Raw genomic sequence first — 24,656 nt, 5'->3', positions numbered from 1 at the left:
TCAGGATGTTCATGGAATTGATTGCCAGTCTAGTTGCCGGGTTCGCCGCCGCCGGTGTTGTTCTGGTGGTCAACATCATGACGGGCAACCGCCTGCCCAAGTGGGTGATGCCCGTGGCGGCGGGTGTGACGATGATCGGCTTTGCCATCTGGTCGGAATACAGTTGGGCCGCGCGGACCAAGGCGGGCCTGCCCGAGGGGGTCGAGGTGATCGATACCGTCGAGGTGTCGCGCATCTGGAAGCCCTGGACATACATCGTGCCCCAAACCACACGCCTCATGGCTGCCGATGTGGCCGGTATCCGTGAGAACGAGGCAGTTCAAGGCGCGCGGCTTGTCGATTTGTATTTGTTTGAACGATGGCAGGCGCCGGGGAAGGTCATGCAGCTGGTCAATTGCGATGACCCGGCCCGCGCGCTTGTCACCGATGCGGTCCTTGCCGATCCGGAGGAGGCGGCCAATTGGCTGCCGGTGACGCGGGAGGACCCGATTTACGGTGCTGTCTGCACCGATTGAGCCGGAGGGAGGCCGGACCGATGGAGGAGAAAACCGTTCTGCTGGTAGAGGACGAGGATAACATCGCCCTCGCGCTTGAACATTTGATCGGACGTCAGGGGTATCGCCTGCGCCGGGTGGCGGATGGCGATCTGGCCATGGCGGCGATCACCGAGGCGCAACCCGACCTGGTCGTTCTCGATGTGATGCTCCCGGGCAGTTCGGGGTATGAAATTTGCCAATCCATTCGTCGTGATGCCACGCTCGCCGGGACCAAGGTTTTGATGATGACCGCGCGGGGTGGCGAGGTCGAGCGGCGCAAGGGGTTGGCGCTTGGCGCCGACGCGTTTTTGACCAAGCCCTTTGCCACATCGGACCTCACAGACCAGATCAAGACGCTTCTGGAGGAGGGGCCCGATGCGTGAACGCTTTGGCCTGCGGCTTCGGTTTGCCCTGTTCTTTGCGGCACTTGCGCTTGGCGGTGTTGCTATTCTCGTGGGTGCGCTTTGGTTGGGACATAGCCGAAATGGCGGCCCTGTGGACGGGTACATTTTGGCCGGGCTTGCGGCGGGCTTTGGTATCCTCGGGCTAACCGCTTGGATTGGCTACCTTTTTGACGAGAATGTCGCCCGCCCCATCCTTGGGCTGGCCTCGGATCTCAATACCCGTGCGCGGGCCGATGTGGGCGTTGGGATTGACGAACAGCAGGCGCGGTATTTGGGGGCTCTTGCCCCTGCGGCGCAGGCAATCCATTCGGCACTGTCCGACGCGCGGGAGGCACAGGAGCGTGCGATTGCACGTGAAACCGACCATCTGGCGCGTGAAAAGGCCCTTTTCGAGGCATTGTTGCGCGATCTGGCCGAAGGAGTTGTCGTTGTCACGCCGGACAACCGCCTGATGCTGTTCAACCGTGCGGCAGAAGAGTTGCTGGGCGATCTGGGATTGGACCGGCCTTTGCGGAGTTACCTGCGGCTTGATCCTGTGGAGCATGCGATCGAACGTCTGAACAGGGGCCTTGCGCGTGGCCAGACAGAGGCCGAAAGCTTCCTTGTGCCGACCGTGGACGGTGAGCGATTCCTGCTGGGCCGTGTCAGCCCGGTTTTATCGGGCGAGGATCGTCTGGGCCATGTCTTGATCTTCCATGATGCGACAGAGGATTTACAAGCCCACGCAGAGCGCGACCACCTGTTCAACACCCTGATGGAAGAGGTGCGCCGCCCGGCGGCGGCGATGGGTGCGGTTCTGGATGTCTTGCAGTCGGACGCGGATATTCCGCTTAAGACCCGCGCCACCTTCGATGCTGCGATGAATGAAGAATTGAACCGCCTTTTCAATTGCTTGCGCCAGATGGAAGAACGCCACGGGCGGATCACAACACGCCATTGGCCTATGTCCAAGGTTGCGGCCGATGATATATTTGAAGGCCTGAAAGCCCGTGTTGATCGGCCCGTTGATGCAGATGGCGGGGTGCATTTTTTGCGTTGTGATGGTTTCGCGATCATGGAGGTGCTGGCGCGGGTTGTGCAGGGGTTGTCGCAGGATGCTCAGCGTCTTGCCATGGGCCTGCGGGCCGAACGGCATGGCCATGAGGTTTGGGTTAGCTTGGAGTGGCAGGGAACCGAGGTCAGGGAAAGTGACTTGGACGCTTGGTTGAAACAGCCTCTGTCGGAAAGCTATGGGGCGTATTCGGGCCGGGATGTACTTGAAGGGCATCGCACGGAAATCTGGTCGGAAACAGGGGGTTACGGGCACCGCATCGTGCTTCCACTCGAAGCGTCGGGGGCGCCCGCCTTGGCCTCGGGGGACGTGCGGCCTGAGTTTTATGACTTCAATCTTCCGACCTCCGGCGGGGAGATGGCAGACCGGCCTTTGTCGGAGTTGTCTTTCGTGGTGTTCGATACCGAAACCACCGGCCTTGCGCCAAGTGGCGGAGACAGGATCGTGCAGATAGCCGGGGTCCGGATCGTCAATGGCCGTATCCTGCACGGCGAGGTTTTCGATACACTGGTCAACCCCGGTTGCACGATCCCTGCGGCCTCGACAAAGGTGCATGGGATCAATGATGACATGGTTCGTGAAGCACCAGATATAGTAGGTGCCGGGAAAGCATTTCATAGGTATTGTGACGGCGGCGTGCTTGTCGCCCATAATGCGCCTTTCGACATGGCTTTCTTGCGGCGCGATGAGAAGATGATCGGGCATAGCTTTGATCATCCGGTTTTATGCACTGTTCTTCTGTCGGCGGCACTTTATGAACATACCGGCCAGCATACGCTGGATGCCTTGGCCGAGCGGTTCGGGGTGAGCATCCCGCCGAATCTGAGGCACACCGCCTTGGGGGATGCGATGGCTACGGCCGAGGTCTTCTTGCAGATGATCGGCGTGATGGAGGCGGCGGGAATACACACCCTTGGCGATGCCATTGCCGCCGGTCAGCGGATGACGAAAATCCGCAAGGCGCAGGATTACTGAATTTCGTACGAGTCGTACGACTGCCCCCCCGTTTTCGTACGAAAATCGCCATGGTCCGAAACATGATCGTACGAGTCGTACGAAACGCCGAAGTCTTAACAATTCTAAATGTTAAGCGGCCATTAATGCCCCCCTGCTAGACCTGTCCCCGGGTGAGAGAAAGGTGGTGGAGATGAGCGCGCCGGGTGATAACGCCGCGCCAGTCATCATCAAACGAAAGAAGGTCACGGGTGGCGATGGTCACCACGGCGGGGCGTGGAAAGTTGCGTACGCCGATTTCGTGACCGCCATGATGGCGTTCTTTCTTTTGATGTGGCTGCTGAACGCGACGACGGAAAAGCAAAGAAAAGGTATTGCGGATTACTTTAGCCCGACGATTCCGATCAATCGGATTTCGGGGGGAGGGGACGGCAGTTTCGGGGGTGAAAGTGTCTTCTCGGAAGAGGTTTTGCCACAGAATGGGACCGGCGCCACGAACCGCCGCCCGACCGAATCGCGGCAAGCCCGTGGCGAGATGGGCGTGGCGGCGCAGGGGGCAGAACAAAGTGACGCCGTCATGGAGTCCGCCGCTGAACGTGCCTTGAAGGACGTGGAAGACCTGCTTTCCGGGACGTCCGGGGAAAGCAACGTGTCACGCAAAATGGGTCGGCACATCCTGACACGACTGACCGATGAGGGGTTGCTGATCGAGGTGTTTGACCTGCCCGGGGCGCAGTTGTTCAGGACCGGCACAGCCGAGCCAACGGACTTGCTTTACCAGATTGCCGGAATCCTGAGCGAAGCCGGAGCCTTGGTGCAAAACGGAATAGCGGTGGAAGGCCATATTCAAGCCGCCCCCGTGGTTCTGGCGCATAACCCGGTTTGGGATTTATCCGCCGAGCGCGCCAATGCCATGCGTCAGCTTTTGCAGGATCGCGGATTGGACGCCGAGCGGATGCAACGGGTGACCGGCCATGCCGATCGCGAACCTGTGGTGCGCAACCCAATGGCCATGCGCAACAACCGGGTCGAGGTGATCTTCCTGCGGTCGGACAGCGGTTGAAATAGGCGGCATTTTATCTGTTAGGCCGCTGTTAAATGGAACGCCTTACATCTTGTGCCTGACTCCTGTCGATGCAGCAGAAAGGCGTATCCATGACTATTTCTTCCTCGTTGAATGCCGGTGTGGCGGGTTTGAGCGCGAATGCCACGCGCCTTGCCGCGATTTCGGACAATATCGCGAATTCGGCCACCTACGGCTACAAACGGGTTGAGGCCGATTTCCAATCGCTGGTGATCTCGTCGAATGGCGGAAGCTATTCGGCGGGGGGTGTGCGATCCAGCACGCAGCGTCTGATCGATCAGCGCGGCTCGCTTGTGTCCACGTCGAACCCGACGGATCTTGCGGTGCGCGGGCGCGGGATGCTTCCCGTGGCAGCAGCAAGCGAGGTGGAGGTCGGCAACGGCAATGCGCAAATGTTGCTGACCACGACCGGGTCGTTCCGCACCGATGCCGAGGGGCGTTTGCGCACGGAATCGGGCCTTGTTCTGATGGGCTGGCCCGCCAATCCCGATGGCACCATCCCGGCCTTCCCGCGCGATACCAGCGACGGGTTGGAGCCGGTGCAGATCAACGTGAACCAGCTGACCGGCGAACCGACGACGGAACTGGACCTCGGCGTGAACCTTCCGGCGACCGATACGGCGGCTGGATCAAGCGGCGACCCGCAGCAACTGTCGATCGAGTATTATGACAACCTTGGCAAATCCGAAAACATCCTGATCGAATTCACGCCAACCGTGCCGGCCAGCGGATCGTCGAACGCATGGACGATGACCATGTCGGATTCGGCGCAGGGCGGGGCATTGATTGGTGAATATGCCCTGGAGTTCGATAATTCGCGGTCTTCGGGGGGCACTTTGCAAGCCGTGTCGGCAACCACGGGTGGCGCCTATGATCCGGCCACGGGCAACCTGATCGTGAATGTGGCCGGTGGGCCCATGGAGATCAATATCGGGCAGTTGGGCTCCAGCAACGGGCTGACACAACTGTCCGACAGTTTCGCGCCACTGTCGATTTCCAAGAACGGGTCCCCGGTGGGGAACATGACCTCGGCCGAGGTGGATGAAAACGGGTTTGTCCATGCGTCCTTCGACACCGGGATCACGCGGATCATCTATCAGGTGCCGCTTGTCGATTTGCCCAATCCGAATGGCATGATGGCCATGGATCAACAAACCTATCTGCCCTCGCCTGACAGTGGGTCCTTCTTCCTGTGGGACGCGGGGGATGGGCCGACAGGTGATGTCGTGTCCTTCGCGCTGGAGGAATCGGCCACCGATGTGGCGGGCGAGTTGACCGACATGATCCAGACGCAGCGGGCCTATTCCTCGAACGCCAAGGTGATCCAGACCGTGGACGAGATGTTGCAGGAAACGACCAATATCAAACGCTAAGCGCGGGTCCCTGACCCCTTGATGAGGAGACTATCGGCATGAGCATCACATCCGCCCTGAACAATGCGCTGAGCGGGTTATCGGCCACCTCTCGCACGGCCGAGGTGATCTCGACCAACCTCGCCAATGCCCTGACCGAGGGCTATGCCACGCGCGAGACTGTTTTGTCCTCGCGCAACAAGACGGGTGGTGTCTTCGTGCAGGGTATCCAGCGGCATGTGGATCGGGCGTTGGCCGCTGATCTGATGCTGTCAGGTGGTGAGCGATCAGGCGCCGAGACCCGCGTGGCGTTTCTTGAAACCGTTGAGCGCGCGATCGGAGTGCCGGGCGAGGCACAGTCCCTGTCGGGGCGGCTGGCCGATTTCGAGGCCAGTTTGGTCAGCGCCGCGACCAAGCCCGAGGATGACAACCGATTGAACACGGTTCTCAAACGCGCGGAGGAGGTGACAGGGGCGCTGGATGATGCCACGAACGCCATTCAGACAGCGCGGGGCCGGGCCGATGCGGACATCGGGCAACTCGTGACCCAGGTCAACGCCGCGTTGGAACAACTGGCCGGGATCAATCGGACAATCGTCATGGCCGAGACTTCTGGGCAATCGACGGCGGGTCTTCTGGATCAGCGTGATCAACTTTTGGCGCAGCTTTCCGAGGCCGTGCCCATTCGTAGTGTGCCGCGCGACAAGGGGGCGATCGCGGTTTTTACACCCGGCGGGGCGATCCTGCTGGATGGGACGGTGGCGCAGCTTGAATTCACGCCCTCCAATGTTGTTGAGCCGCATATGACCGGAGATAACGGTTTACTGTCGGGGCTGACGATCAACGGGGTTGCCATCCCGCCACGCGGAGAGGGCAGCCCCATTGCCGGTGGGCGGTTGGCGGCCCTGTTCGAGGTGCGCGATGGCCTGGCCGTGGAGGCGCAACGGGATCTGGATGCCGTGGCGCGCGACCTCATGGAACGTTTCGAACCCCCCGGCCCGGACCCGACATTGGCCCCCGGGGATGCGGGAGTGTTCACCGATGCCGGGGCGGCTTTCACCCCGGCCGATGAGGTCGGGCTTGCCGGGCGCCTGTCGATCAATGCCCTGGCCGATCCGGATCAGGGCGGTGCGCTTTGGCGGCTGCGCGACGGTCTGGGGGCGGGCGCGCCCGGCCCGGCCGGAGACAGTCGTCTGTTACGGGCAATGGGGGCGGCGTTGAGCGCGCCTCACTCCATGGCCTCGGGCGACTTGGGCGGCTCGGCGCGGGGCTTGTCGGGCCACATCGGCGCGCTGGCTTCGCGGATCGGACAAGAGCGTTTGACGCAGGATCAGTCTCTAACATTTGCCAACACGCGGTATGCCGAACTGTCCGACATGCAGGCGCGCAACGCGGTCGACAGCGACGACCAGATGCAGCGCCTGTTGCAGGTGGAACAGGCCTATGCCGCCAATGCCCGCCTGATCGAGACGATCAATACCATGATGGACCACCTGTTGAGGATTTGAGACATGAGCCTGCAAACCATTGGTGATCTGGCCCGCGGTGTCATGCTGCGCCGTCAGAACGCGGAATTGAAAACCCAGATGGCGCGCCTGACACAGGAGGTTTCGACCGGGCGAACCGCCGACCCGGTGCGGCACCTGTCGGCACAGATGGCGGGGCTGGCGGATATCGAACAAAGCCTGACCCTGAACCAGAGTTACAAAACGGCTGCTGCCGAGGCAGGCGTGATGGCCAGTGCCATGCAGGCCGCGCTGGGGCGTGTCGAGGCCGAGACAGGCGACCTTGCCAATGGCCTTGTCCTGGCCAAGACCACAGCGGGACCTGTCGAGGCCCCTATCATGGCCGGACAGGCCCGCGCGGCACTTGATGCCGTTGTCAGCAGCCTGTCGACCCGCGCGGCGGGGCGCGCATTGTTCGCGGGTTCGGAGGTGTCGGTACAGCCCCTCGCACAGGCCGGGACCCTCGTTTCGGCCGTGCAGACGGCACTGGGCGGGGCGAGCGATGCCGCCAGTGTCGAGGCTGCCGTGGCTGGCTTCTTTGCCCCGGGTGGTGATTTCGAAAACCTGATATATCAGGGTGGCGATGCGCCCTTGGGGGCCATTCCGCTTGGAGCGGGGGAGGCCGTGACGTTGGATATCCGGGCGGACTCCGCCGCCTTGCGTGATGTGCTGCAAAACACGGTTCTGGCGGTCATGGCGGGGGATCAGGGCCTGGGTTTGACCGCCACGGACCGGCAGGCCCTCTTGGCCCGTGCCGGTGAGGGGTTGTTGAGCGCGCAGGGTAAAATGGCCGTTCTGCGTGCCGATCTGGACCACGCCGAACATCGTATCGAACAGGCCTCCAGCCGGATCGCCAGCGAAATCTCGGGGCTTGAGGTCGCGCGGAACACCCTGACCGCGATCGACCCTTTTACCTCGGCAAGCGAGCTTGAGGCGGTGCAGCTTCAGCTTGAGACGCTCTACACGATTACCGCGCGATCCTCGCGCCTCAACCTGGTGAACTTCCTGTCATGACCCACTTGCGCCGTTTACTGACCACCATCGCGGGGTTTGCCACCCTTGTTGCCGTGATTCTTGCCTCGGGGGGCACCCATGCCGCGCCGATCCGCCTGAAGGATCTGGTGGAATTCGATGGGGTCCGGGGCAATGACCTTGTGGGGTATGGTCTTGTGGTGGGCCTGAATGGCACCGGGGACGGATTGCGCAATGCGCCCTTCACCGAAGAGATCATGACCAATATCCTCGAACGGCTGGGCGTCAACGTGACCGGCGAACAGTTTCGCCCCAAGAACGTGGCGGCGGTTCTGGTGACCGCCAGCATGCCATCCTTTTCCCGGGCCGGCAGCAAGATCGACGTCACGGTCTCGGCCATCGGCGATTCCAGCAGTCTTCTGGGCGGGACCCTGGTGATGACACCTTTGAACGCGGCGGACGGACAGATTTATGCCGTGGCGCAGGGGACGATCATTGCCGGTGGCGCGGCGGCCGAGGGTGCCGCGGCCGAGGTGGTGCAGGGGGTTCCGACCTCGGGTGTGATTCCCTCGGGCGCGCGGGTCGAGCGCGAGATCGATTTCGAGCTGTCATCGTTGGAGACCCTGCGGCTGGCCCTGCGGGAGCCGGATTTCACGACTGCCGCGCGGATCGAAACCGCCATCAACCGGAGTTTCGGCAAGCATGTCGCCCTGATGCTGGATTCCGGCACCGTGCGGCTTGATGTGGCTTCGACCGGGGCGCGATCGCCTGCGCATATGCTGGGCCGGATCGAGAACATCATGGTCGAGCCTGAACGCAAGGCGCGGGTGGTGGTCGATCAACGTTCGGGCACCATTGTCATGGGGCAGGATGTGCGGATCAGCCGCGTTGCGGTGAGCCAGGGCAACCTGACCCTGCGGGTGCAGGAAGCGCCCGTGGTGGTGCAACCCAACCCCTTTGCCGAGGGGGAAACCGTGGTGGTCCCACGCACCACGGCTGACCTGACCGAGGAAGAAGGCATCGGCCTTGCAGAGGTGGCCCCGGGCACTTCCTTGTCAGAGGTGATTGCCGGGCTCAACGCGCTGGGCGTGGCCCCGCGCGACATGATCGACATCCTCAAAAGCATCAAGGCCGCCGGGGCATTGCACGCGGAATTCGTTGTGCGGTGACGATGGCGTTGGGACTGACTTTTATGCTCAGTGGCAGCTTTCACAGAGTAACAGAGACGAAATCGTTGCGAATGTGCGGTGTGCACATTCCCCCGCCTGGCCTTGGTGGTGTCAGGTTATTGCCCGAGGCGTTGCTCAAGAATCTGAAGCAATGCACTTGCCGGTGGAATCGTGGACACCGGTCAGTGGCGGATGGGCGTAACCTGAGCCCCTGTGCCCCGGGCGTGATCGGGGATCTGATGATGCGGGGGATGGATCCGGAATCTCGTCATCACTTTGGCACGATCCAGTGGATGATGATCGGGTAAACTGCGCGGTCCTTCCCTTGTGGGTTATCCATCACGACGGCGCGCCGCAAGGCATGCGGCGGTCTGAACTTTCATCATTCCAAGGTGTATCAGAGTCTAAAAATATCCGCGAACAAGGCTTTCGGCGATCAGGGTCCAGCCATCGGCGATGACGAAGAAGGCCAGTTTGAAGGGCAGGGAGACGATGGCCGGGGGCACCATCATCATGCCCATGGACATCAGGATGGCGGCAACGACAAGGTCGATGATCAGGAAGGGCAGGAAGACAAGGAAGCCGATCTGGAACGCGCGGGCAATTTCCGAGAGCATGAAGCTGGGCACCAGAACCGAAAGCGGGGCCTCGGGGCTTGCCGCGAGACCCGCGGTGTCGGGGCGCAGGTTGGCCATGCTGGCGAAGGTCGCGCCATCAACGCGGCCTGCCATGAACTCGCGGAAGGGCGCGAGGGCCAGTTGCGCGGCCTCTTCCACCTCGATCGCCTCGTCAAGCAGGGGGCCGATGCCGTTTGCCCAGGCTTCGGAAAAGACCGGCTCCATGACGTAATAGGTAAGAAACAACGCGAGGCTGACGATCAGCATGTTGGGCGGCGATTGTTGTAGCCCGATCCCCTGCCTCAGGATCGACAGGACCGTGACGATGAAGGGAAAGCAGGTGATCATGATCGCCAGCCCCGGTGCGAGGCTGAGCACGGTGATCAGCAGGATCAGTTGGATTGTGCGGGCGCTGATCGAGCCATCCTGCCCAAGCGAAATAGCGATGTCCTGGGCCTGCGCCGGGGTGGCCAGAATCAAGACCGCCACGAGGGGCAGCGCCGTGAGAAGGGGGCGAAGGGGCATGGAGTGTTTACCCCAGCCCGTCTTGCAGGTCGGCGACCTCGGTCAGGCGCACGGCCAGTTGTCCGGCGTGATCGCCTTCCATTTCCTCGAGTTCCCCGCGGGCGATCAGGCGTTCGCCCACGTATAGCTCCACTGCGTCGTCGACACGCTTGTCGAGGGGCAATACCGCGTCACGCTTGAGAGTCAGCAATTCGCGGATCAGCGGGCGGGCCTTGCCCACCGAGATTGTGATTTCGATGGGCACCGAGGAAAAGGGGTTTTTCAACTCGGCCTGCTGGGGGGTGTCGGTAGCGGGGGCATCAGTCATCAGGCGGTATCCTTCATGTCGTTCAGGGTGTCGGCGTAATAGGCCTCGATCGCCTTGGAGATATCGGCGAGCACAGCCTTGGTATCGATCTCGCGCTCGGCCGAACCGAAGTGCAGGCGCAGCTGCCCTTCGGTCATCGTGGGCTCGGCGGTGACGGTGACGGGCAGGGGATCCTGCCCCTCGATCAGCGCTTCGAGAGCGGGGGCGGTTTCCGGCGCGGCCAGGATCGAGACCGGCGCAGGCTCTTGTCGGTCAAGAAAATCGTCGAGGATTTCGCGGACCCTCTCGCCAAGGCTGTCTTGTGCCAGTTTTGGAAGAACCGCCTCGACCATCTGGTCAAGCAGGGGCTTGAGCGATCTGAGCGCGGCGGCCTGTGCCTCGTGTAGGGTAAAGGACAAGTCCTGTAGGGTTTGGGCAAACTCGGCCGAGATATGGCCGGATTCGTCCGAGGCGGCCTTGGTGGAATCGTCCCACCCGGCCTGATAGCCTTTTTCAAAGGCGGCCAGCTTTTCTTCTTCGAGCGCGACATCGGTGATCGCCACCGGCTCGCCGTCGGTGAGGGCGCTGAAATCCTCAAGCAAATGCGAGATGGTCATCAGGCGTTCTCCTCCTCTCCTTCAAGCCAGTTGCGCAGGATTTCGACGGTCTCCTGCTGCCGCTTTCCGATCAGGTTGCGCAGGCGTTCGGCAGGGTCCTCGCCATTGCGGGTGAGGGCGGGTATCCCGGCCTCTTCGGGTTCGGTCGTGGCGTCGGGCCCGGTGACAAGGGACATGGCAGCGGGATCGCTGCGGCCATCGTCGATTTCGCCGGTCAGAACGCGCGCGGGATCATCCCCGGAGGGCGTTTCGGAAGTATCCGGGGGCGAAAGGGCGGCCGGTTGAGAACTGGGTCGCATGAGCACCGGACGGACCACGAACAGGCCCAAAACCAGCGCAACCAACCCCAGAACAGCGGTCTGAATGATCGACATCAGGTCAAGTCCAAGACCGGCCATGAAGGAAGGGTCGGCACTGGTGCCACTGGGCAGGACGGTTTCGAACTGCATGGTCTTGAGGGTGATCACATCGCCGCGCGCCTCGTCGAAGCCCACGGCAGAGGCGACCAGTTCGCGCAGGGCGCTCATCTCGTCCTCGGGGCGGGGGGTGAAGACCTCGGTGCCGTCAGCGTTGGTTGTCATGGTTCCATTGACCAGCACGGCAACTGTCAGCCGCTTGATCGCGCCGGGAGCAACGGTGATTTCGCGTTCGGTTTCGGAGACCTCGTAATTCACTCGCTCACGGGTTTCACTGCTTTGGCTGGAGGAACTGTCGCCACCGCCGGCCTCGCCATCGGGCAGGTTCGAGGCCACGGTCACATCGCCGCCGCCCTGATCCGAGGCGGTGTTGGTGCGCTCCTCGGAATCGGTGCTGATGGCGACGCGACTTTCTGGATCAATCCGGCGTTCGCGCATCGATTCGGTACGGGTGACGGTATCGAGGCTCAACTCGACCACCGCATTACCCGGGCCGACGCGCGCTTCAAGCAGGCGCTGAACGCGATTGCGCATCGCTTCGGCCCGGTCATCGGCGGTATTGGCGGGTGCATCGTCGGCCACGCCGATCAACCCCCCGGTGCTGTCGATGATCGAAACACCCTCGGGCGCAAGGCCGGTGACGGCGGAGGCCACAAGATAGCGCAGCGCGCGGGCGTGTTGGGCTGTCAGCCCGCCCGAGGCCGTGTTGATCATCACCGAGGCCGAGGGTTCAACATCGCGTTGAAAGGGGTTGGACCCCGTGCTGGCGATATGCACCCGCGCGCCTGTGATCGCCGGGTGTGCCTGTATGGTGCGGGCCAGTTCGCCTTCTTTCGCGCGCCAATAGGCGGCATCGAACATCTGCGACGTGGTGCCGAAGCCCGACATCGAATCAAGCAACTCATACCCCTTGGTCGAGGTTGCGGGCAGGCCTTCGCTGGCCAGTGTCATGCGCAATTCATCGCGGCGTCCCGATTCGACGAAGATCGCGCCGCCACGCACATCATAGGCCACGCCGCGTTGTTCCAGGGCGGCCACGACATCGCCCGCGGCACCACTTTCCAGACCCGCGTAAAGTAGTGTCATACTGGGCGACGAGGCCATGCGGGCAAGGCCCAGAACGGCGGCAAAGACCGCCGCCGTTGCCACAAGAACAATCACCCGCCGCCGTGCTTCCAGCGCATTCCAGACGTCAATTATCTGCTGCAATTCTTTGCCTCCTGATCCCCGGCTTCTGCCGTTCGCTGAGGTCATCTTTCGCTGATCTGGCTTAACAATCGGTTAGTTCCTGCGTGCCTATAGTGCGTCAAAGGCGACTCGCAGGTGAGAAAGATGGCCGAGACGGAAAACACGGAAGAAGAGACACCGAAAAAGGCGTCGAAACTGCCTCTTATCATTGGTTTGGTGCTGGCGCTTCTGGGCGGCGGTGGCGGGTTCTTCGCGGTTTACTCGGGCCTGATTCTCGCCCCGGACGAGGACAAGCACGTGGCCGGGGAAGAGAGCCCCGAAAAAGTGAAGGACATGCCCGATGTGGCCTTTGTGCCCGTTGATCCGATGGTGATTTCCTTGAACTCGGGGCGCGCGCGGCATCTGCGGTTTCAGGCCCAGCTTGAGGTTGGAACGCCCCACAAGGCGGAGGTGACCAAGCTGATGCCGCGGGTTGTCGATGTGCTCAACAGCTACCTGCGGGCGCTGGAGCCGGAGGACCTCGAGGCGGGAGCGGCCCTGATTCGTCTTCGGGCGCAGATGCTGCGCCGGGTGCAGATCGTGACCGGGGGCGACCGGGTCAAGGACCTGCTGATCATGGAATTCGTATTGAATTGAGGTAAGGGAATGGAACTGATTGCCGATATACTGCTTGTCGCGGGGGCGCTGGGCGCGGGGTTTTATTGTTTCGTGCTGGCCCGTCGATTGCGCCGGTTCAATGACCTTGAAAACGGGGTTGGCGGGGCGGTGGCTGTTCTGTCTGCACAGGTCGATGACCTTGCCAAGACACTGGACGCCGCGCAAAGCACGGCCAGCAGTTCGACCGACTCGTTGGAAGGTTTGACGGACCGGGCGGAAGCCGTGGCGAAACGACTGGAGCTTATGGTCGCCTCGATGCACGACTTACCTGCGGCCACGCCGCCAAAGGCCCCGGAAGGGCCGGTTTTCAAGCGCCATCAAGACAGTGAGAGCGAGGTGGCGCAATGAAACCCAAGACCCGCCGCCGTCAACCGGGCCGGGGTGCCCTTGTGGTAATCGCCAGCCTTCTTTTGCTCTCGGCCGGGTTTCGGGTGAGCGATGGGGCCGGGCAGGCCCTTGCCCTGGCCAAAGAGGGTGTCGAGGTGAGCCCGCTTGCCGAAAAAGGGCCGCAGGCTTGCGAAACACCCGAGGATATTCGGCGAGTCCTCAAGGCGATTCAGAACCGTGAAAAGACCCTGAAACAGCGGGAAACGACCCTTGCTGACAGGATGCAGGCGCTTTCCGTGGCAAAGCGGGAGACCGATAAGAAACTACGGGAGCTTCTGGAGGCGGAACAGAGCCTGCGAGAGACAATGGCCATGGCCGAAAGCGCCTCGGAGACCGATCTGGGCCGTCTGACCAAGGTCTATGAAAGCATGAAGCCCAAACAGGCCGCCGCGCTGTTCGAGGAAATGGACCCGAATTTTGCCGCCGGTTTCCTTGGCCGGATGCGCCCCGAAGCCGCCGCCGCGATCATGGCGGGCCTGACGCCGCAAGCCGCGCATAGTTTCAGTGTGGTTCTTGCCGGGCGACACGCCAATGTCCCGAAGGAATAACGCGCAATCGGCGCGCGCCGTGATTGCCCCCTGCAATGGCTGGAGTAAAACATGCTTGGTATAGTCGGTATTCTCGTGATCTTCGCCATGGTTTTTGGCGGCTACCTGGCAGCCGGGGGGAAGCTGGGCATTATCCTCAAGTCTTTGCCGTTCGAGTTGATGATGATCGGTGGTGCGGCCGTTGGGGCCTTTCTGGTCAGCAATGACATGTCGGGGGTCAAACACACCGCCAAGGACATCGGCAAGGTCTTCAAGGGCCCGAAATGGAAGCCAGATGACTACCGCGATCTGCTGTGTCTTCTGTTCGAGTTGATCCGGCTGGCACGTCAGAACCCGGTGGCCATCGAAGAACACATCGAGAGCCCCGAGGAGTCGTCGATCTTCTCGAAATACCCGAAGATCCTGACCGACAAAGAGGCGGTGGCCTTGATCAGCGATACGATGCGCTCGGCTTCGATGAACTATGACGATCCGCATCAGGTGGAGGAGGTGCTGGAAAAGCGCATGGAGGCGACGCTGCATCATTCCATGCATTCCAGTCATGCGCTTCAGACCATGGCCGATGGCCTTCCGGCGCTGGGCATCGTGGCCGCCGTTCTGGGGGTGATCAAGACCATGGCGGCGATCGATCAACCGCCGGAAATCCTGGGCAAGATGATCGGCGGTGCGCTTGTCGGGACCTTTCTGGGCGTGTTCCTGGCCTATGGTCTGGTCGGGCCCTTCGCGGGCAAGGTGAAGGCCGTGGTCGAGGAAGACAGCCACTTCTACCAGTTGATCCGAGAGGTGCTGGTGGCCAATCTGCATAATCATGCGGCGAATATTTGTATCGAGGTTGGCCGGCAAAACACCCCGTCCCACATTCGGCCCAGTTTTTCAGACCTCGAAGAGGCGCTAAAAAGCGTCAAGCAAGGTGCCGCATGATGCGCGTCATCGGTATCCTGCTTGCTTATGTGATCTTGGCGATACCTGCCGCCGCGCAGGATATTGGTATCCGTTCGGGCGAGCACGACGGATATACCCGGCTGGTGCTGGATATGCCCGCGCGCGCCGAGTGGACCCTGTCGGAGGATGCCAGGCACCCGGTTCTTATCTTTGAACAGCCGTGGACGTTTGACACAGGCGATGTGTTCGACCGCATTGCCCGGAACCGATTGGTCGCCTTGCAGCAACCTGAGCCGGGGCACCTGCAACTCGATCTTGCCTGTGACTGTGACCTGAACGTGTTCTGGCACAGTGACGCCATGCTTGTCGTGGATATTGCGGACGGGATGCCGGCAAATGATCGGATCACGCCCCGTGTTCGCCCCGAAGCCACGCCTGAACAGGCAGTGACCAGTGATAACGGCGACGGCGCTCATATAGCGGCTGAGACGGTTTGGCCCAGGGTCAGACGATCAGCGACCCTGACGCAAAACCGATTGATCCCACCTGCGTCCAGACCGCAAGACGGGTCCGAGGCCGTTTTGGCAAATGACGAGATGCAACAGATTGAAGCCTTAGCCCGCAAGCGTGAGCAGGTCATGGAGCAACTCGGGCGGGCGGCATCACAGGGCCTGTTATCGCCGAATGTAAATTGGCCCGAAGCAGGGGCGCACCGGACTGAACACGATCCGCCTTCGATGGACACAGCCGTGGAGGCACCTGCTACAGACGAGCCGCCTGCGGAAAAGCATTCTGCCTTGGACAATATCCGCGCACAGTCCAGCATCGACCGGGATTTCCTGAAACAGGGCCCTGTGATATCCGGGACGACCGGGGAGGGGCAGACCTGTTTGCCCGAGGCGCTTGTGCGGGTTTCGGATTGGGGAGAAGAGACGCCTTTTGGCAGGCAGATCGGGCCGCTCAACGCCCGGCTTTATGGGGAATTCGACAAGCCAAACGAGACTGTCGCCCTGCAATTGGCGCGTTTGTATGTCTACTTTGGGTTCGGGGCCGAGGCGCTATACACCCTGCGACTGATCGAGACGCCTTCGGAAGGGCGCGAGATCACCTTGGCCATGGCGGAGATTCTGGCAGCTGGCCATGCGCCCCCGGGGTCCCAATTGGCGGGGCAGCTGGAGTGTGCATCCTCCGTGGCGCTTTGGGCGGCGATGTCTGCGCCCAATTTGCCCGAGAATACACCGATCGAGACCGATGCGATTCTGCGGGGCTTTTCAGCCCTTCCTTTGCATCTGCGCCGATATATAGGCCCGCCCTTGTCGCAAAGATTCCTGAGCGCCGGTCGGCCGGACACGGCCAATCGAATATTACGTATCCTCGACCGCGGACCAGAGCCTGATTCACCGGAAATCGGGCTGGCCAAGGCCGAGGCGAAACTGGCCGAAGGCGCGGTAGAGGAGGCGGGGGAAACACTGGACGAGGTCGTCGAGAAAGCTGCGGAGCCATCGGCGCGCGCCTTGGTGCGACGGATCGAAACCCTTTGGCAAGACGGCGGCGAGATTTCCTTTGAGATGGCCCAGTTGGCGGGGGCCTATGCCAGCGAAACCCGCGATACACCGATCCACAAGAACCTTCTTTGGGCACATGTAGCGGCGCTTGCGGCCTCGGGTGCCTTTCATCAGGCGTTCGAGGAGGTTGACCGCATTCGCAGCAAGGGGGATGCGGTGCGCGAGGGGCTGCTCAACGATGTGATGGGGCGGCTTGCCGCGCAAGCCGAAGACCTCGATTTCCTGCAATATGCCCTGCCGCCCGCATCTGGACCGGTGCCGGAACTTTCGACATCCGTGGCGAATGCCACGGCGGCCCGGCTCTTGGATCTTGGCTTTGCGGAGCCTGCGTTGGCATACCTTCGGGGCGGGGCAAAGGCGCCACACCATCGACAACGGCAAATCCAGCGGGCGCGCGCGGCTTTGCAGTTGGCCAAGCCCCGACAGGCGGAGGTCGAGCTTCTGGGCCTTGAAGGGTCGGATATCAACCTGCTGCGCGCCGAAATCCGAAATCGACTTGGAGAGCATGGCGCAGCAGCCCGCCTTTTTGCCAGCGCGGGAGAGACCGAGGCGGCCCGGTTTCAGGCTTGGCTGGCAGAGGATTGGGCGCGTCTGGCCGCGGATGCCGAGGCGGACTTGTCGGAGGTCGCAGCCTTCATGGCTCTCCAGTCCGACAGGCCGGGGTCCGACCCGGCCACTGGACAACTTCAGAGAGGCCGCGACCTGTTGGGGCAAAGTGAAGAGGTGCGCGAGACGCTGCGCGCGCTTCTAGATGATCGTGGAGTGGAGGACATGGACGGTTGAGCGTCTGCATGCACGTGACTGATGTGGGGGCTGCCCGGCCACGGATGATTGTAGGGCAGACCAGGTTTTCCGGCAGCTGGTTACAGAAAATCAACCCTCTTCCGATAGTCCTGAGATGGCGCAGAACGTCCATGAAGGAAAGCGTATCGCGTGCTCGATTACCGCGCAGCGAACTCGCAAAAACATATAGAGGCAGGATGACCTTGAACCGGAAATTTTGGAAAGCGGCCGTGTAAGCCATGGAAAATTTTTCGATCCGGGCATTGTTCCAGCCAACGGTTCTTTTGGCTCTGGCCTTGATGGCGGTGATCGTGATGATGATCCTGCCGATGCCGGCGGTGGTTCTGGATGTGGGCCTTGCCACCTCTTTCGCGCTCGCGATCCTGATTTTCACGGTGACCCTGTTCATCGAGAAACCATTGGATTTCTCATCCTTCCCGACGATCCTTCTGGCCTCGCTCATGTTGCGATTGTCGCTCAATGTGTCGTCGACCAAGCTGATAATCGGGCAGGGGCATACCGGCACCGGTGCGGCGGGCGATGTGATTCAGGGCTTTGCCAATTTCGTCATGGGGGGCAGCATTTTCCTGGGCCTCGTGGTGTTCGGGGTGTTGCTGATCGTGAACTTCATGGTGATCACCAAGGGGGCCGCGCGCATGGCCGAGGTGGGCGCGCGGTTTGCCCTTGATGGGATGCCGGGCAAACAATTGGCCATCGATAGCGACATGTCCGCAGGGGCCATAGACCATAACGAGGCGCGCGAGCGGCGCGAGAGAGAACAGCAAGAGACCACCTTTTTCGGGTCGCTCGACGGGGCGTCGAAATTCGTCAAAGGCGATGCGGTGGCGGGGCTTTTGATCACGCTTTTGAACCTTGTGATGGGGCTGATCATGGGGACGGTGGTGCATGGCATGGCCATCGGCACAGCCTTCGAAACCTACGCGATCCTGACGGTGGGCGATGGACTGGTGACGCAGATACCGGCGGTGGTGATTTCCATAGCCTCGGCGCTGTTGCTGGCTCGTGGCGGGGCCAAGGGGGCGACCGATCTGGCGTTGGGGGCGCAGCTTGGCAAACATCCCGTCGCCGTGGCGACCGTGGCGCTTTTGATGGTGCTTTTTGCCTTGGTCCCGGGCCTTCCTTTCGGACCCTTCATGGTGGGGGGGCTTGGCCTTGGCGCCGTTGCATTTTGGCTGCATCGTGCAAAGGAAACGCCGTTGACCGCGGATGAGATGCCGAATGACGAAGGCCCCGTGCCTGTCGAGCGCTCACTGGGGGACATCCTGGAACTGGACGATATCCATGTCGAGTTTGCACCGGATTTGGTTAACATGGTGCTTGATCCGGGCACCGGCCTTGATACCCGGATCGAGAATATCCGCAAGCACGTGGCGACACATTTCGGTGTCATCCTGCCCGAGGTCCGCCTGACCGATGAGCCGGGCCTGCGCCCCGGAAGTTACGTAATCCGCGTTCAGGGGGTGGAGCAGGCCCATGACACTCTCCGACCTGATCAGGTTCTGGTGTTGGACCCGGATAACTTGGCCGATCTACCCATGGGTGAGGCTGTATCAGAGCCTGTTTACGGGGCGCCGGCACGCTGGATCGACGCCAATGAACAAGACGACCTGGCGCTTTCGGGGGCTACCATCGTTGCCCCTGCCGAGATTCTGGCCACTCACCTTCTGGAGGTGATCCGCGGCAACCTGAGCCGGTTGCTGACCATGAAGTCCATGCGCCGCCTGCTGGATGAAATGGTGAACCTGTCCGATCCCGCCCGGGCCGAGGCCAACCGTAAATTGCTGGAGGAGATCATCCCCGATCGTGTTCCTTCGGATTTGCTCCATGCGGTGTTGCGGCTTCTTCTGGCGGAGCAGGTTTCGATCCGTAACCTGCCGCTCATCCTTGAAGCCACGGCCGAGGCTCGGCAGGTTCATTCCACGCCAGAGGCGATTTGCGAACACGTTCGGCAGCGCCTTGGGTTTCAACTGGTGGCCGGGTTGCAGCAGCCGGACGGAAGCCTGCCGCTCATCCAATTGGCGCCGGAGTGGGAAGATACCTTTTCGACCTATCAGGTGGATGGCGAGCGAGGGCGATTGGATGTGGCCCTGCCACCGGAGCTGTTCAACAGTTTGACCAGCGGCGTTGCCGAGGAGGTCAACAGGGCCGGCCAAAAGGGGATTGCGCCTGCCATCGTTACCTCGACCGCGCGGCGGCGGTTCCTCAAGACGGCGCTCTCGGCCAAGCGGATCAACACGCCCGTCCTGTCGTTCGAGGAAATCGGCCTGGATGCGCGCCCCAGCCTCGTGGGGATGGTGGCGGCATGAACCAAATGGCCGAGGTGATCGACCTGACCCGGGGGGTGGTTTGGCTGCATGTCGCGGTGTTCTTGCGGGCCGGTCCCGTTGTCGCTCTTTTCCCGGGGATCGGCGAACGTACGGTGCCGGTGCGGATCAAGCTGGTTTTGGCGCTGATGGTCACCGTTGTATTGGCCCCCGCCGTCGCCCCCATTGTTTCGCGGCCCGAGGCCACGCCGGGGAACCTTCTGTGGCTGGTGCTCAGCGAAAGCGCAATTGGCCTGATGATCGGATTGGGAATCCGGCTTTTCGTCATGGCATTGCAAACGACCGGTTCGATTGCCGGCCAATCCACCTCCTTGGCGCATATTCTGGGTAGCGCTGGCGTAACGCCTTTGCCTGCGATCGGCCATGTGTTGGTTATCGGGGGAACGGCCTTGGCAATGATCCTTGGTTTGCATGTGAGGGCCATTGAAATGATGGTTCTGACCTATGGAATTTTTCCGGTGGGTCTCTTGCCCGAGGCGGCATCGGTCGGGCAATGGGGGATGCGGCAGGTGGCCGGGGCCTTTGCCCTGGCCTTTACGCTGGCCGCACCTTTCGTGATTGTCTCGGTGCTTTACAACCTGACTCTGGGCATCATCAACCGCGCCATGCCGCAACTGATGGTGGTTTTTGTCGGGGCCCCGGTGATTACCGGCTTGGGTCTTTTGTTCTTGTTTTTACTGGCGCCGACGATCCTGACGATTTGGGCCGCGGCACTGGATAGCTTTCTTGTCAATCCATTCGGTGGGGGATGAATGGCCGGGCAAGACGACGATTCCGATAAGTCCCACGAGCCGACACAGCACAAGCTGGACGAGGCGCGTAAAAAGGGTGAGGTGGCCCGGTCGGCCGACCTGACCACAGCCGCGGCCTATGCCGGGTTCCTGCTGACCGGGTTGGTGGCCGGGGCGGCCTCGATCCAGACGGTGAGCGAGGGGTTGATGGTATTGATCGGGCAATCCGCGCGGCTTGCGCCGGTGATTTTCGATGGCCCGGCCACGCCGCTCATGGGCGGGGTGATCGGTACCGTGGCCCTTGCCTTGCTGGCGTGGTTTCTGGTGCCCGCGGGTATGGCGCTTTTGTCCATCCTGGCGCAGCGGAGCTTCGTCGTTGCCCCCAGCAAGGTGACGCCCAAAGCCTCGCGCATCAATCCGATCCAGAATGCCAAGCAGAAATACGGGCCTTCGGGGTTGTTCGAGTTTGCCAAGAGCTTTGTGAAGCTGCTCTGTTACTCGGTGGTTCTGGGATTGTATCTGACCCATCGTTTACCTGACGTGGTCGGCACCCTTCATGCCGAGCCGCAGGTTGTCGGTGCGTTGCTTTCCCGAATGATGATCGAGTTCATGTCGGTTGTGATGGTGATCGCGTTGGTCATCGGTGTGGTCGACCTTGTCTTTCAGCACCACGATCACCTGCGCCGCAACCGTATGTCGCATCGTGAAGTCAAGGAAGAGCACAAACAGAATGAGGGCGACCCGCATATGAAGCAGGAACGCCGCCAGCGTGCGACCGAGATCGCATCGAACAAGATGATGGCGGATGTGCCCAAGGCCGATGTCGTGATCATGAACCCGACGCATTATGCCGTGGCCCTGCAATGGAGCCGCGCAGCGGGGGCGGCGCCGGTTTGTGTTGCGAAAGGCTCGGATCACGTGGCGCTGGCCATCCGTGATCTGGCCATTGAAAACGGTGTGCCCGTGCGGCGCGATCCGCCGACGGCCCGCGCCATCCACGCGATGACAGAGATCGGGCAGGAAATCGATACGTCTCAATACCGCGCTGTGGCGGCCGCGATCCGTTTTGCGGATGCCATGCGCCGCAAGGCAAGGGCATTTGGATGAGTGGCGCTGACCTCAATACCTTAGCGGCTCTGACCGAGGCACAATTCAGGGCAATACAGGCCGAATTAGAGCCTATTCTGGTCGATGAGCGCCGGTTGCGTCGATCATTGGCCGATCTGGATGAAAGGACCCATAAAAATGCGACACTTCCCACATCGGAGCTAACCGACCTGCGGCGATTGGGAGGGGACATGGCTTGGCGCAACTGGGCGGCACAAAGCCGGAGTGAGCTGCAGGTTCGGTTGGCGCGGGTGCTTGCCCGGAAGGCCAACAAAATGGCCCATGTGAGACTGGCCTTTGGCCGGGCGGAGGCGGTGACCATGATGCAAAAACAATACGTTGCGGCCTTGGCGAGCAAACGGGACAAGGCGCAGCTTGAAGAGATTCAGGCCCTTGCGCGATCCATCACGGCATCTGGGCCGTGATGGATGGAGCCTGCTGCGGCCAATCAATGGTGTGCAGCAGGTATTGCCAGTCTCTACACATCCTGCCTTGCGAGATCCGTGATGAGAATGCTGGTCACGCCCTTGCCAAGAATGTCTTGCGCAACCTCGGTCAAGGCCCCGCGAAGCACATCCATGTTGTTGGAATTGGTAAACTCCCCTTCGAAGCCACCCATATTGGCATGATCGAAAAGCACCTGGAGAAACCCGTCGCGCAGCTTCGGCTCCCGTTCATAGACGGTATCGGACAGGCCTGCCTCGACCTCGATGCTCAGCGACATGACCACCAACGACTCGACCAATTCTTCATGAACCACGGGTACCACAAATTGATTGTTCAGCTTGACATAGTCAAAGGCCGCGCCGCCGTGGCCGTCTGCCTCGTGCGAGGCCTCGGCGTGGTCGTCTTTGGCGTCTTCGGTCGTGTCATGCGCGTCTGCTGTTTCGGGTACTTCCGCATGCACAGTGTCGTCTGCTATATGTTCAGGCCGCAAGGCAAGCCCGGCCCCGATGCCGCCCCCAAGGCCAATCAGTACCAAAAGGACAGGCAAGAGTTTCTTGAGCATCTGTTTCCCCTCAGAATGGCAAAAGCATATCCAAAGCCTGCTGCCCATAGCGGGGCTGCTGCACATCGGTGATCTGGCCGCGTCCGCCATAGGAAATCCGGGCCGAGGCGATCTTGTCATAGGTGATCTCGTTCTGTCGCGAGATGTCGCCGGGCCGGACATAGCCAGTGACCAGAAGTTCGCGCAGTTCAAAGTTCACGCGCACCTCCTGAGTGCCTTCGATGGCCAGCACCCCGTTAGGCAGGACCTGTGTTACCGTGGCCGCGATCCGCAGGGTCAGTTCCTCGCGCCGACTGACCGATCCGTCACCGCCTGACTGGCCTGAAGAGTTCAACGATACGGCATCCGCCATGTTGGCACCTTCTGGCAGGCGTTCGTCAATCCGTTGCGGCAGGCCCAGAAGCTGTGGCACGCCCATGTTTTGCGAGGCATTACGCGAGCGCGAGGTGGAATTCTCGATCGCGGCCTCCTCGTCGATCTCGATGACAACCGTCAGGATATCGCCCCGCTGCATGGCCCGCCGATCGCCGAACAGGGATTGGCGGCTACCGCTCCAAAGCGAGGCTTCGTCAACCGGCCGTTCGGGCTCGGCACGCAGGGGCAGGCCCGGCTGCAACATGGCGACATGCTCGGATGTGGTATCGGTTGGCGTGAAGCTGGGCGGTTTGCCGAAATGATCCAGCCGACCACCACAGCCCGCAAGAGCAATCAAGGCATAAAAACAGAGACTATTTCGGCTAAAAAGCATGGTTTTTCCTTATTGTGAGACCATGATACGCCCGTCCGGGAGCACCCGCCCCGAGACGGTATTTCGCGAAGACAGGTTCATCACTCGCACGGGCTCACCGGCCCCGGCCCGTCCAAGTGATCGGCCCTCTGTGGTGATCCGCAAGCCATCCCTCTCGAAGATCAACGGTACGATCTGGTTGCGATCAACCAGCGCCGGTTGTCCGACATCGCCGCGCCGGATGGGCCGCCCTGCGTAAAGTGAAACCCGCGCCTCCATCCCGATCACGCTGTCGGGGCTGGTTGCCGCCCCGGGGACCTCGACGGATTTCACCACCACATCGCCCGGCCCGATGATGGTTTGCGCACGGATCGTGCGCGCCGCCAGCACCGTATCGGCCATGGCGGGCGCCGTGAGGGTCAGGAAAAGGATGGTGAACCGGATCATCAGCGTACCTGCGTGGTCGCGCCAAGCATCTGGTCGGCCGCCGAGATAACCTTGGAATTAAGCTCATACCCCCGCTGTGCTTCGATCAGCTCGGTCACCTCGCGGACGGGATCGACCGAACTGTCTTCAAGGTATCCCTGCCGCAGAGTGCCCAGACCATCCTGCCCGGGGGTTGAGACAAGCGCCGCACCCGAAGCCTCGGTTTCAAGGAACAGGTTGCTACCCATGGCCTCCAACCCCTTGGCGTTGGTGAACCCGGCCATGTTCAATTGCCCGATCAGCTGCGCCTCGGATGTATCCTGAAAATAGGCATAGACCTCACCCGCGGGATTGATCGACAGGCTGCGCGCGTCATCGGGAATGGTGATCTCTGGCTGGACCGGGTAGCCATCCGACGTCACGATCAGCCCGTCGGCCGAGCGTTTCAGCGCCCCGTCGCGGGTATAGGCCGATTGGCCCGAGGGCAGGGTAACCTCAAGATACCCGTTGCCTTCGATTGCCACGTCCAGATCCCCGCCCGTGGCCGATAATGACCCTTGAGACAGGTTTACCGAAATCGCGGCCGGACGCACGCCAAGGCCAAGCTGAACGCCGGTGGGCAGGACCGTGCCATCGGTGGCATTGACGGTGCCGGGCCGGGCCATTTGCTGATAGTGCAGATCGGCGAATTCTGCCCGCCGGGTATTGTAGCCGGTGGTCGACATATTGGCGAGGTTGTTGGAAATCGTCTCAACTCGCATCTGCTGGGCGGCCATGCCCGTTGCCGCTATCTTGAGGGCGCGCATATCATTC

At 61.5% G+C, this 24,656-nt stretch carries 25 protein-coding genes; 17 read left to right on the top strand and 8 right to left on the bottom strand.

Annotated elements, in window-relative coordinates; genetic code table 11:
* Window positions 1–11: 11 nt before the first annotated feature.
* The 8 genes from FDP25_RS08575 (at window position 12) to FDP25_RS08540 (ending at window position 9,027) form a co-directional block, all read left to right on the top strand.
* Entirely contained in the window at window positions 12–515 is a 504-nt protein-coding gene (locus tag FDP25_RS08575) for a hypothetical protein (RefSeq protein ID WP_246175793.1), read from the top strand.
* A 20-nt stretch (window positions 516–535) separates the two neighbouring features.
* Window positions 536–919: a response regulator transcription factor gene (locus FDP25_RS08570; RefSeq protein ID WP_154150806.1), complete on the top strand. Its 384-nt coding sequence runs from the start codon at window positions 536–538 to the stop codon at window positions 917–919.
* Window positions 912–2,966: a 3'-5' exonuclease gene (locus FDP25_RS08565; protein ID WP_154150804.1), complete on the top strand. Its 2,055-nt coding sequence runs from the start codon at window positions 912–914 to the stop codon at window positions 2,964–2,966. Before FDP25_RS08570 ends, FDP25_RS08565 begins: the two co-directional genes overlap by 8 nt.
* Before the next feature lie 172 nt (window positions 2,967–3,138).
* Window positions 3,139–4,008, top strand: coding sequence for a flagellar motor protein MotB (locus FDP25_RS08560; protein WP_154150802.1), 870 nt, complete (start codon window positions 3,139–3,141; stop codon window positions 4,006–4,008).
* Window positions 4,009–4,100: 92 nt separating this feature from the next.
* Window positions 4,101–5,402: a flagellar hook protein FlgE gene (locus FDP25_RS08555; protein WP_246175792.1), complete on the top strand. Its 1,302-nt coding sequence runs from the start codon at window positions 4,101–4,103 to the stop codon at window positions 5,400–5,402.
* 38 nt (window positions 5,403–5,440) lie between these two features.
* Complete coding sequence (flgK, locus tag FDP25_RS08550; RefSeq protein WP_154150798.1) at window positions 5,441–6,889, top strand: flagellar hook-associated protein FlgK; 1,449 nt, start codon at window positions 5,441–5,443, stop codon at window positions 6,887–6,889.
* A 3-nt stretch (window positions 6,890–6,892) separates the two neighbouring features.
* A complete protein-coding gene (locus FDP25_RS08545) occupies window positions 6,893–7,900 on the top strand; it encodes a flagellin (RefSeq protein ID WP_154150796.1) in 1,008 nt (335 codons plus the stop codon).
* A complete protein-coding gene (locus tag FDP25_RS08540; RefSeq protein ID WP_154150794.1) occupies window positions 7,897–9,027 on the top strand; it encodes a flagellar basal body P-ring protein FlgI in 1,131 nt (376 codons plus the stop codon). The genes FDP25_RS08545 and FDP25_RS08540 overlap by 4 nt, the downstream gene beginning before the upstream one ends.
* A 404-nt stretch (window positions 9,028–9,431) precedes the next feature.
* On the opposite strand, the gene fliP is transcribed toward FDP25_RS08540, so the two are convergent.
* Genes fliP through fliF form a run of 4 tightly spaced genes read right to left on the bottom strand, consistent with a single transcriptional unit; the run spans window position 9,432 to window position 12,697 of the window.
* Window positions 9,432–10,169, bottom strand: coding sequence for a flagellar type III secretion system pore protein FliP (gene fliP, locus FDP25_RS08535; RefSeq protein WP_154150792.1), 738 nt, complete (start codon window positions 10,167–10,169; stop codon window positions 9,432–9,434).
* Between the two features lie 7 nt (window positions 10,170–10,176).
* Complete coding sequence (locus FDP25_RS08530) at window positions 10,177–10,476, bottom strand: FliM/FliN family flagellar motor switch protein (protein ID WP_154150790.1); 300 nt, start codon at window positions 10,474–10,476, stop codon at window positions 10,177–10,179.
* Window positions 10,476–11,072, bottom strand: coding sequence for a FliH/SctL family protein (locus FDP25_RS08525; protein ID WP_154150788.1), 597 nt, complete (start codon window positions 11,070–11,072; stop codon window positions 10,476–10,478). The genes FDP25_RS08530 and FDP25_RS08525 overlap by 1 nt, the downstream gene beginning before the upstream one ends.
* The gene (gene fliF / locus FDP25_RS08520) at window positions 11,072–12,697 is read right to left on the bottom strand and encodes a flagellar basal-body MS-ring/collar protein FliF (RefSeq protein WP_154150786.1); all 1,626 of its coding nucleotides are present in this window, start codon (window positions 12,695–12,697) and stop codon (window positions 11,072–11,074) included. The genes FDP25_RS08525 and fliF overlap by 1 nt, the downstream gene beginning before the upstream one ends.
* A gap of 123 nt (window positions 12,698–12,820) precedes the next feature.
* Here fliF and FDP25_RS08515 point away from each other — a divergent pair, with 123 nt between their 5' ends.
* The 9 genes from FDP25_RS08515 to FDP25_RS08475 all read left to right on the top strand — a co-directional run bounded on the left by FDP25_RS08515 (window position 12,821) and on the right by FDP25_RS08475 (window position 22,106).
* Window positions 12,821–13,312, top strand: coding sequence for a flagellar basal body-associated FliL family protein (locus FDP25_RS08515; protein WP_154150784.1), 492 nt, complete (start codon window positions 12,821–12,823; stop codon window positions 13,310–13,312).
* Window positions 13,313–13,321: 9 nt separating this feature from the next.
* Window positions 13,322–13,681 (top strand): hypothetical protein, encoded by a 360-nt coding sequence (locus tag FDP25_RS08510; RefSeq protein WP_154150782.1) that lies wholly within the window; start codon window positions 13,322–13,324, stop codon window positions 13,679–13,681.
* Complete coding sequence (locus FDP25_RS08505; protein WP_154150780.1) at window positions 13,678–14,268, top strand: MotE family protein; 591 nt, start codon at window positions 13,678–13,680, stop codon at window positions 14,266–14,268. Before FDP25_RS08510 ends, FDP25_RS08505 begins: the two co-directional genes overlap by 4 nt.
* 51 nt (window positions 14,269–14,319) lie before the next feature.
* Complete coding sequence (gene motA / locus FDP25_RS08500; protein ID WP_154150778.1) at window positions 14,320–15,189, top strand: flagellar motor stator protein MotA; 870 nt, start codon at window positions 14,320–14,322, stop codon at window positions 15,187–15,189.
* Window positions 15,186–17,498, top strand: coding sequence for a tetratricopeptide repeat protein (locus FDP25_RS08495; protein ID WP_154150776.1), 2,313 nt, complete (start codon window positions 15,186–15,188; stop codon window positions 17,496–17,498). The genes motA and FDP25_RS08495 overlap by 4 nt, the downstream gene beginning before the upstream one ends.
* 239 nt (window positions 17,499–17,737) lie before the next feature.
* The gene (gene flhA, locus FDP25_RS08490; protein WP_154150774.1) at window positions 17,738–19,825 is read left to right on the top strand and encodes a flagellar biosynthesis protein FlhA; all 2,088 of its coding nucleotides are present in this window, start codon (window positions 17,738–17,740) and stop codon (window positions 19,823–19,825) included.
* Window positions 19,822–20,595, top strand: coding sequence for a flagellar biosynthetic protein FliR (locus FDP25_RS08485; protein ID WP_154150772.1), 774 nt, complete (start codon window positions 19,822–19,824; stop codon window positions 20,593–20,595). The genes flhA and FDP25_RS08485 overlap by 4 nt, the downstream gene beginning before the upstream one ends.
* Window positions 20,596–21,681, top strand: coding sequence for an EscU/YscU/HrcU family type III secretion system export apparatus switch protein (locus FDP25_RS08480; protein ID WP_154150770.1), 1,086 nt, complete (start codon window positions 20,596–20,598; stop codon window positions 21,679–21,681).
* Complete coding sequence (locus tag FDP25_RS08475) at window positions 21,678–22,106, top strand: hypothetical protein (RefSeq protein WP_154150768.1); 429 nt, start codon at window positions 21,678–21,680, stop codon at window positions 22,104–22,106. Before FDP25_RS08480 ends, FDP25_RS08475 begins: the two co-directional genes overlap by 4 nt.
* Window positions 22,107–22,159: 53 nt before the next feature.
* Here the strand turns inward: FDP25_RS08475 and FDP25_RS08470 are convergent, their stop codons facing one another.
* From FDP25_RS08470 to flgG, 4 genes are read right to left on the bottom strand one after another with little or no spacing between them, the layout of a single operon-like run.
* Window positions 22,160–22,690 carry a flagellar basal body-associated FliL family protein gene (locus FDP25_RS08470; RefSeq protein WP_154150766.1) on the bottom strand — a complete coding sequence of 177 codons (531 nt, stop codon included), beginning with the start codon at window positions 22,688–22,690 and terminating at the stop codon, window positions 22,160–22,162.
* A gap of 10 nt (window positions 22,691–22,700) precedes the next feature.
* On the bottom strand, window positions 22,701–23,438 hold the full coding sequence (gene flgH, locus FDP25_RS08465) for a flagellar basal body L-ring protein FlgH (RefSeq protein WP_154150764.1): 738 nt from the start codon (window positions 23,436–23,438) through the stop codon (window positions 22,701–22,703).
* A 9-nt stretch (window positions 23,439–23,447) separates the two neighbouring features.
* Window positions 23,448–23,864: a flagellar basal body P-ring formation chaperone FlgA gene (flgA, locus tag FDP25_RS08460; RefSeq protein WP_154150762.1), complete on the bottom strand. Its 417-nt coding sequence runs from the start codon at window positions 23,862–23,864 to the stop codon at window positions 23,448–23,450.
* Window positions 23,864–24,649, bottom strand: a complete 786-nt coding sequence (gene flgG / locus FDP25_RS08455; RefSeq protein WP_154150760.1) for a flagellar basal-body rod protein FlgG — start codon at window positions 24,647–24,649, stop codon at window positions 23,864–23,866. Before flgG ends, flgA begins: the two co-directional genes overlap by 1 nt.
* Between the last annotated feature and the right edge of the window lie 7 nt (window positions 24,650–24,656).

Origin of the sequence: Roseovarius bejariae (genome assembly GCF_009669325.1) — a bacterium.
GTDB lineage: Bacteria > Pseudomonadota > Alphaproteobacteria > Rhodobacterales > Rhodobacteraceae > Roseovarius > Roseovarius bejariae.
This window is presented reverse-complemented; position numbering and strand designations above follow the sequence as displayed.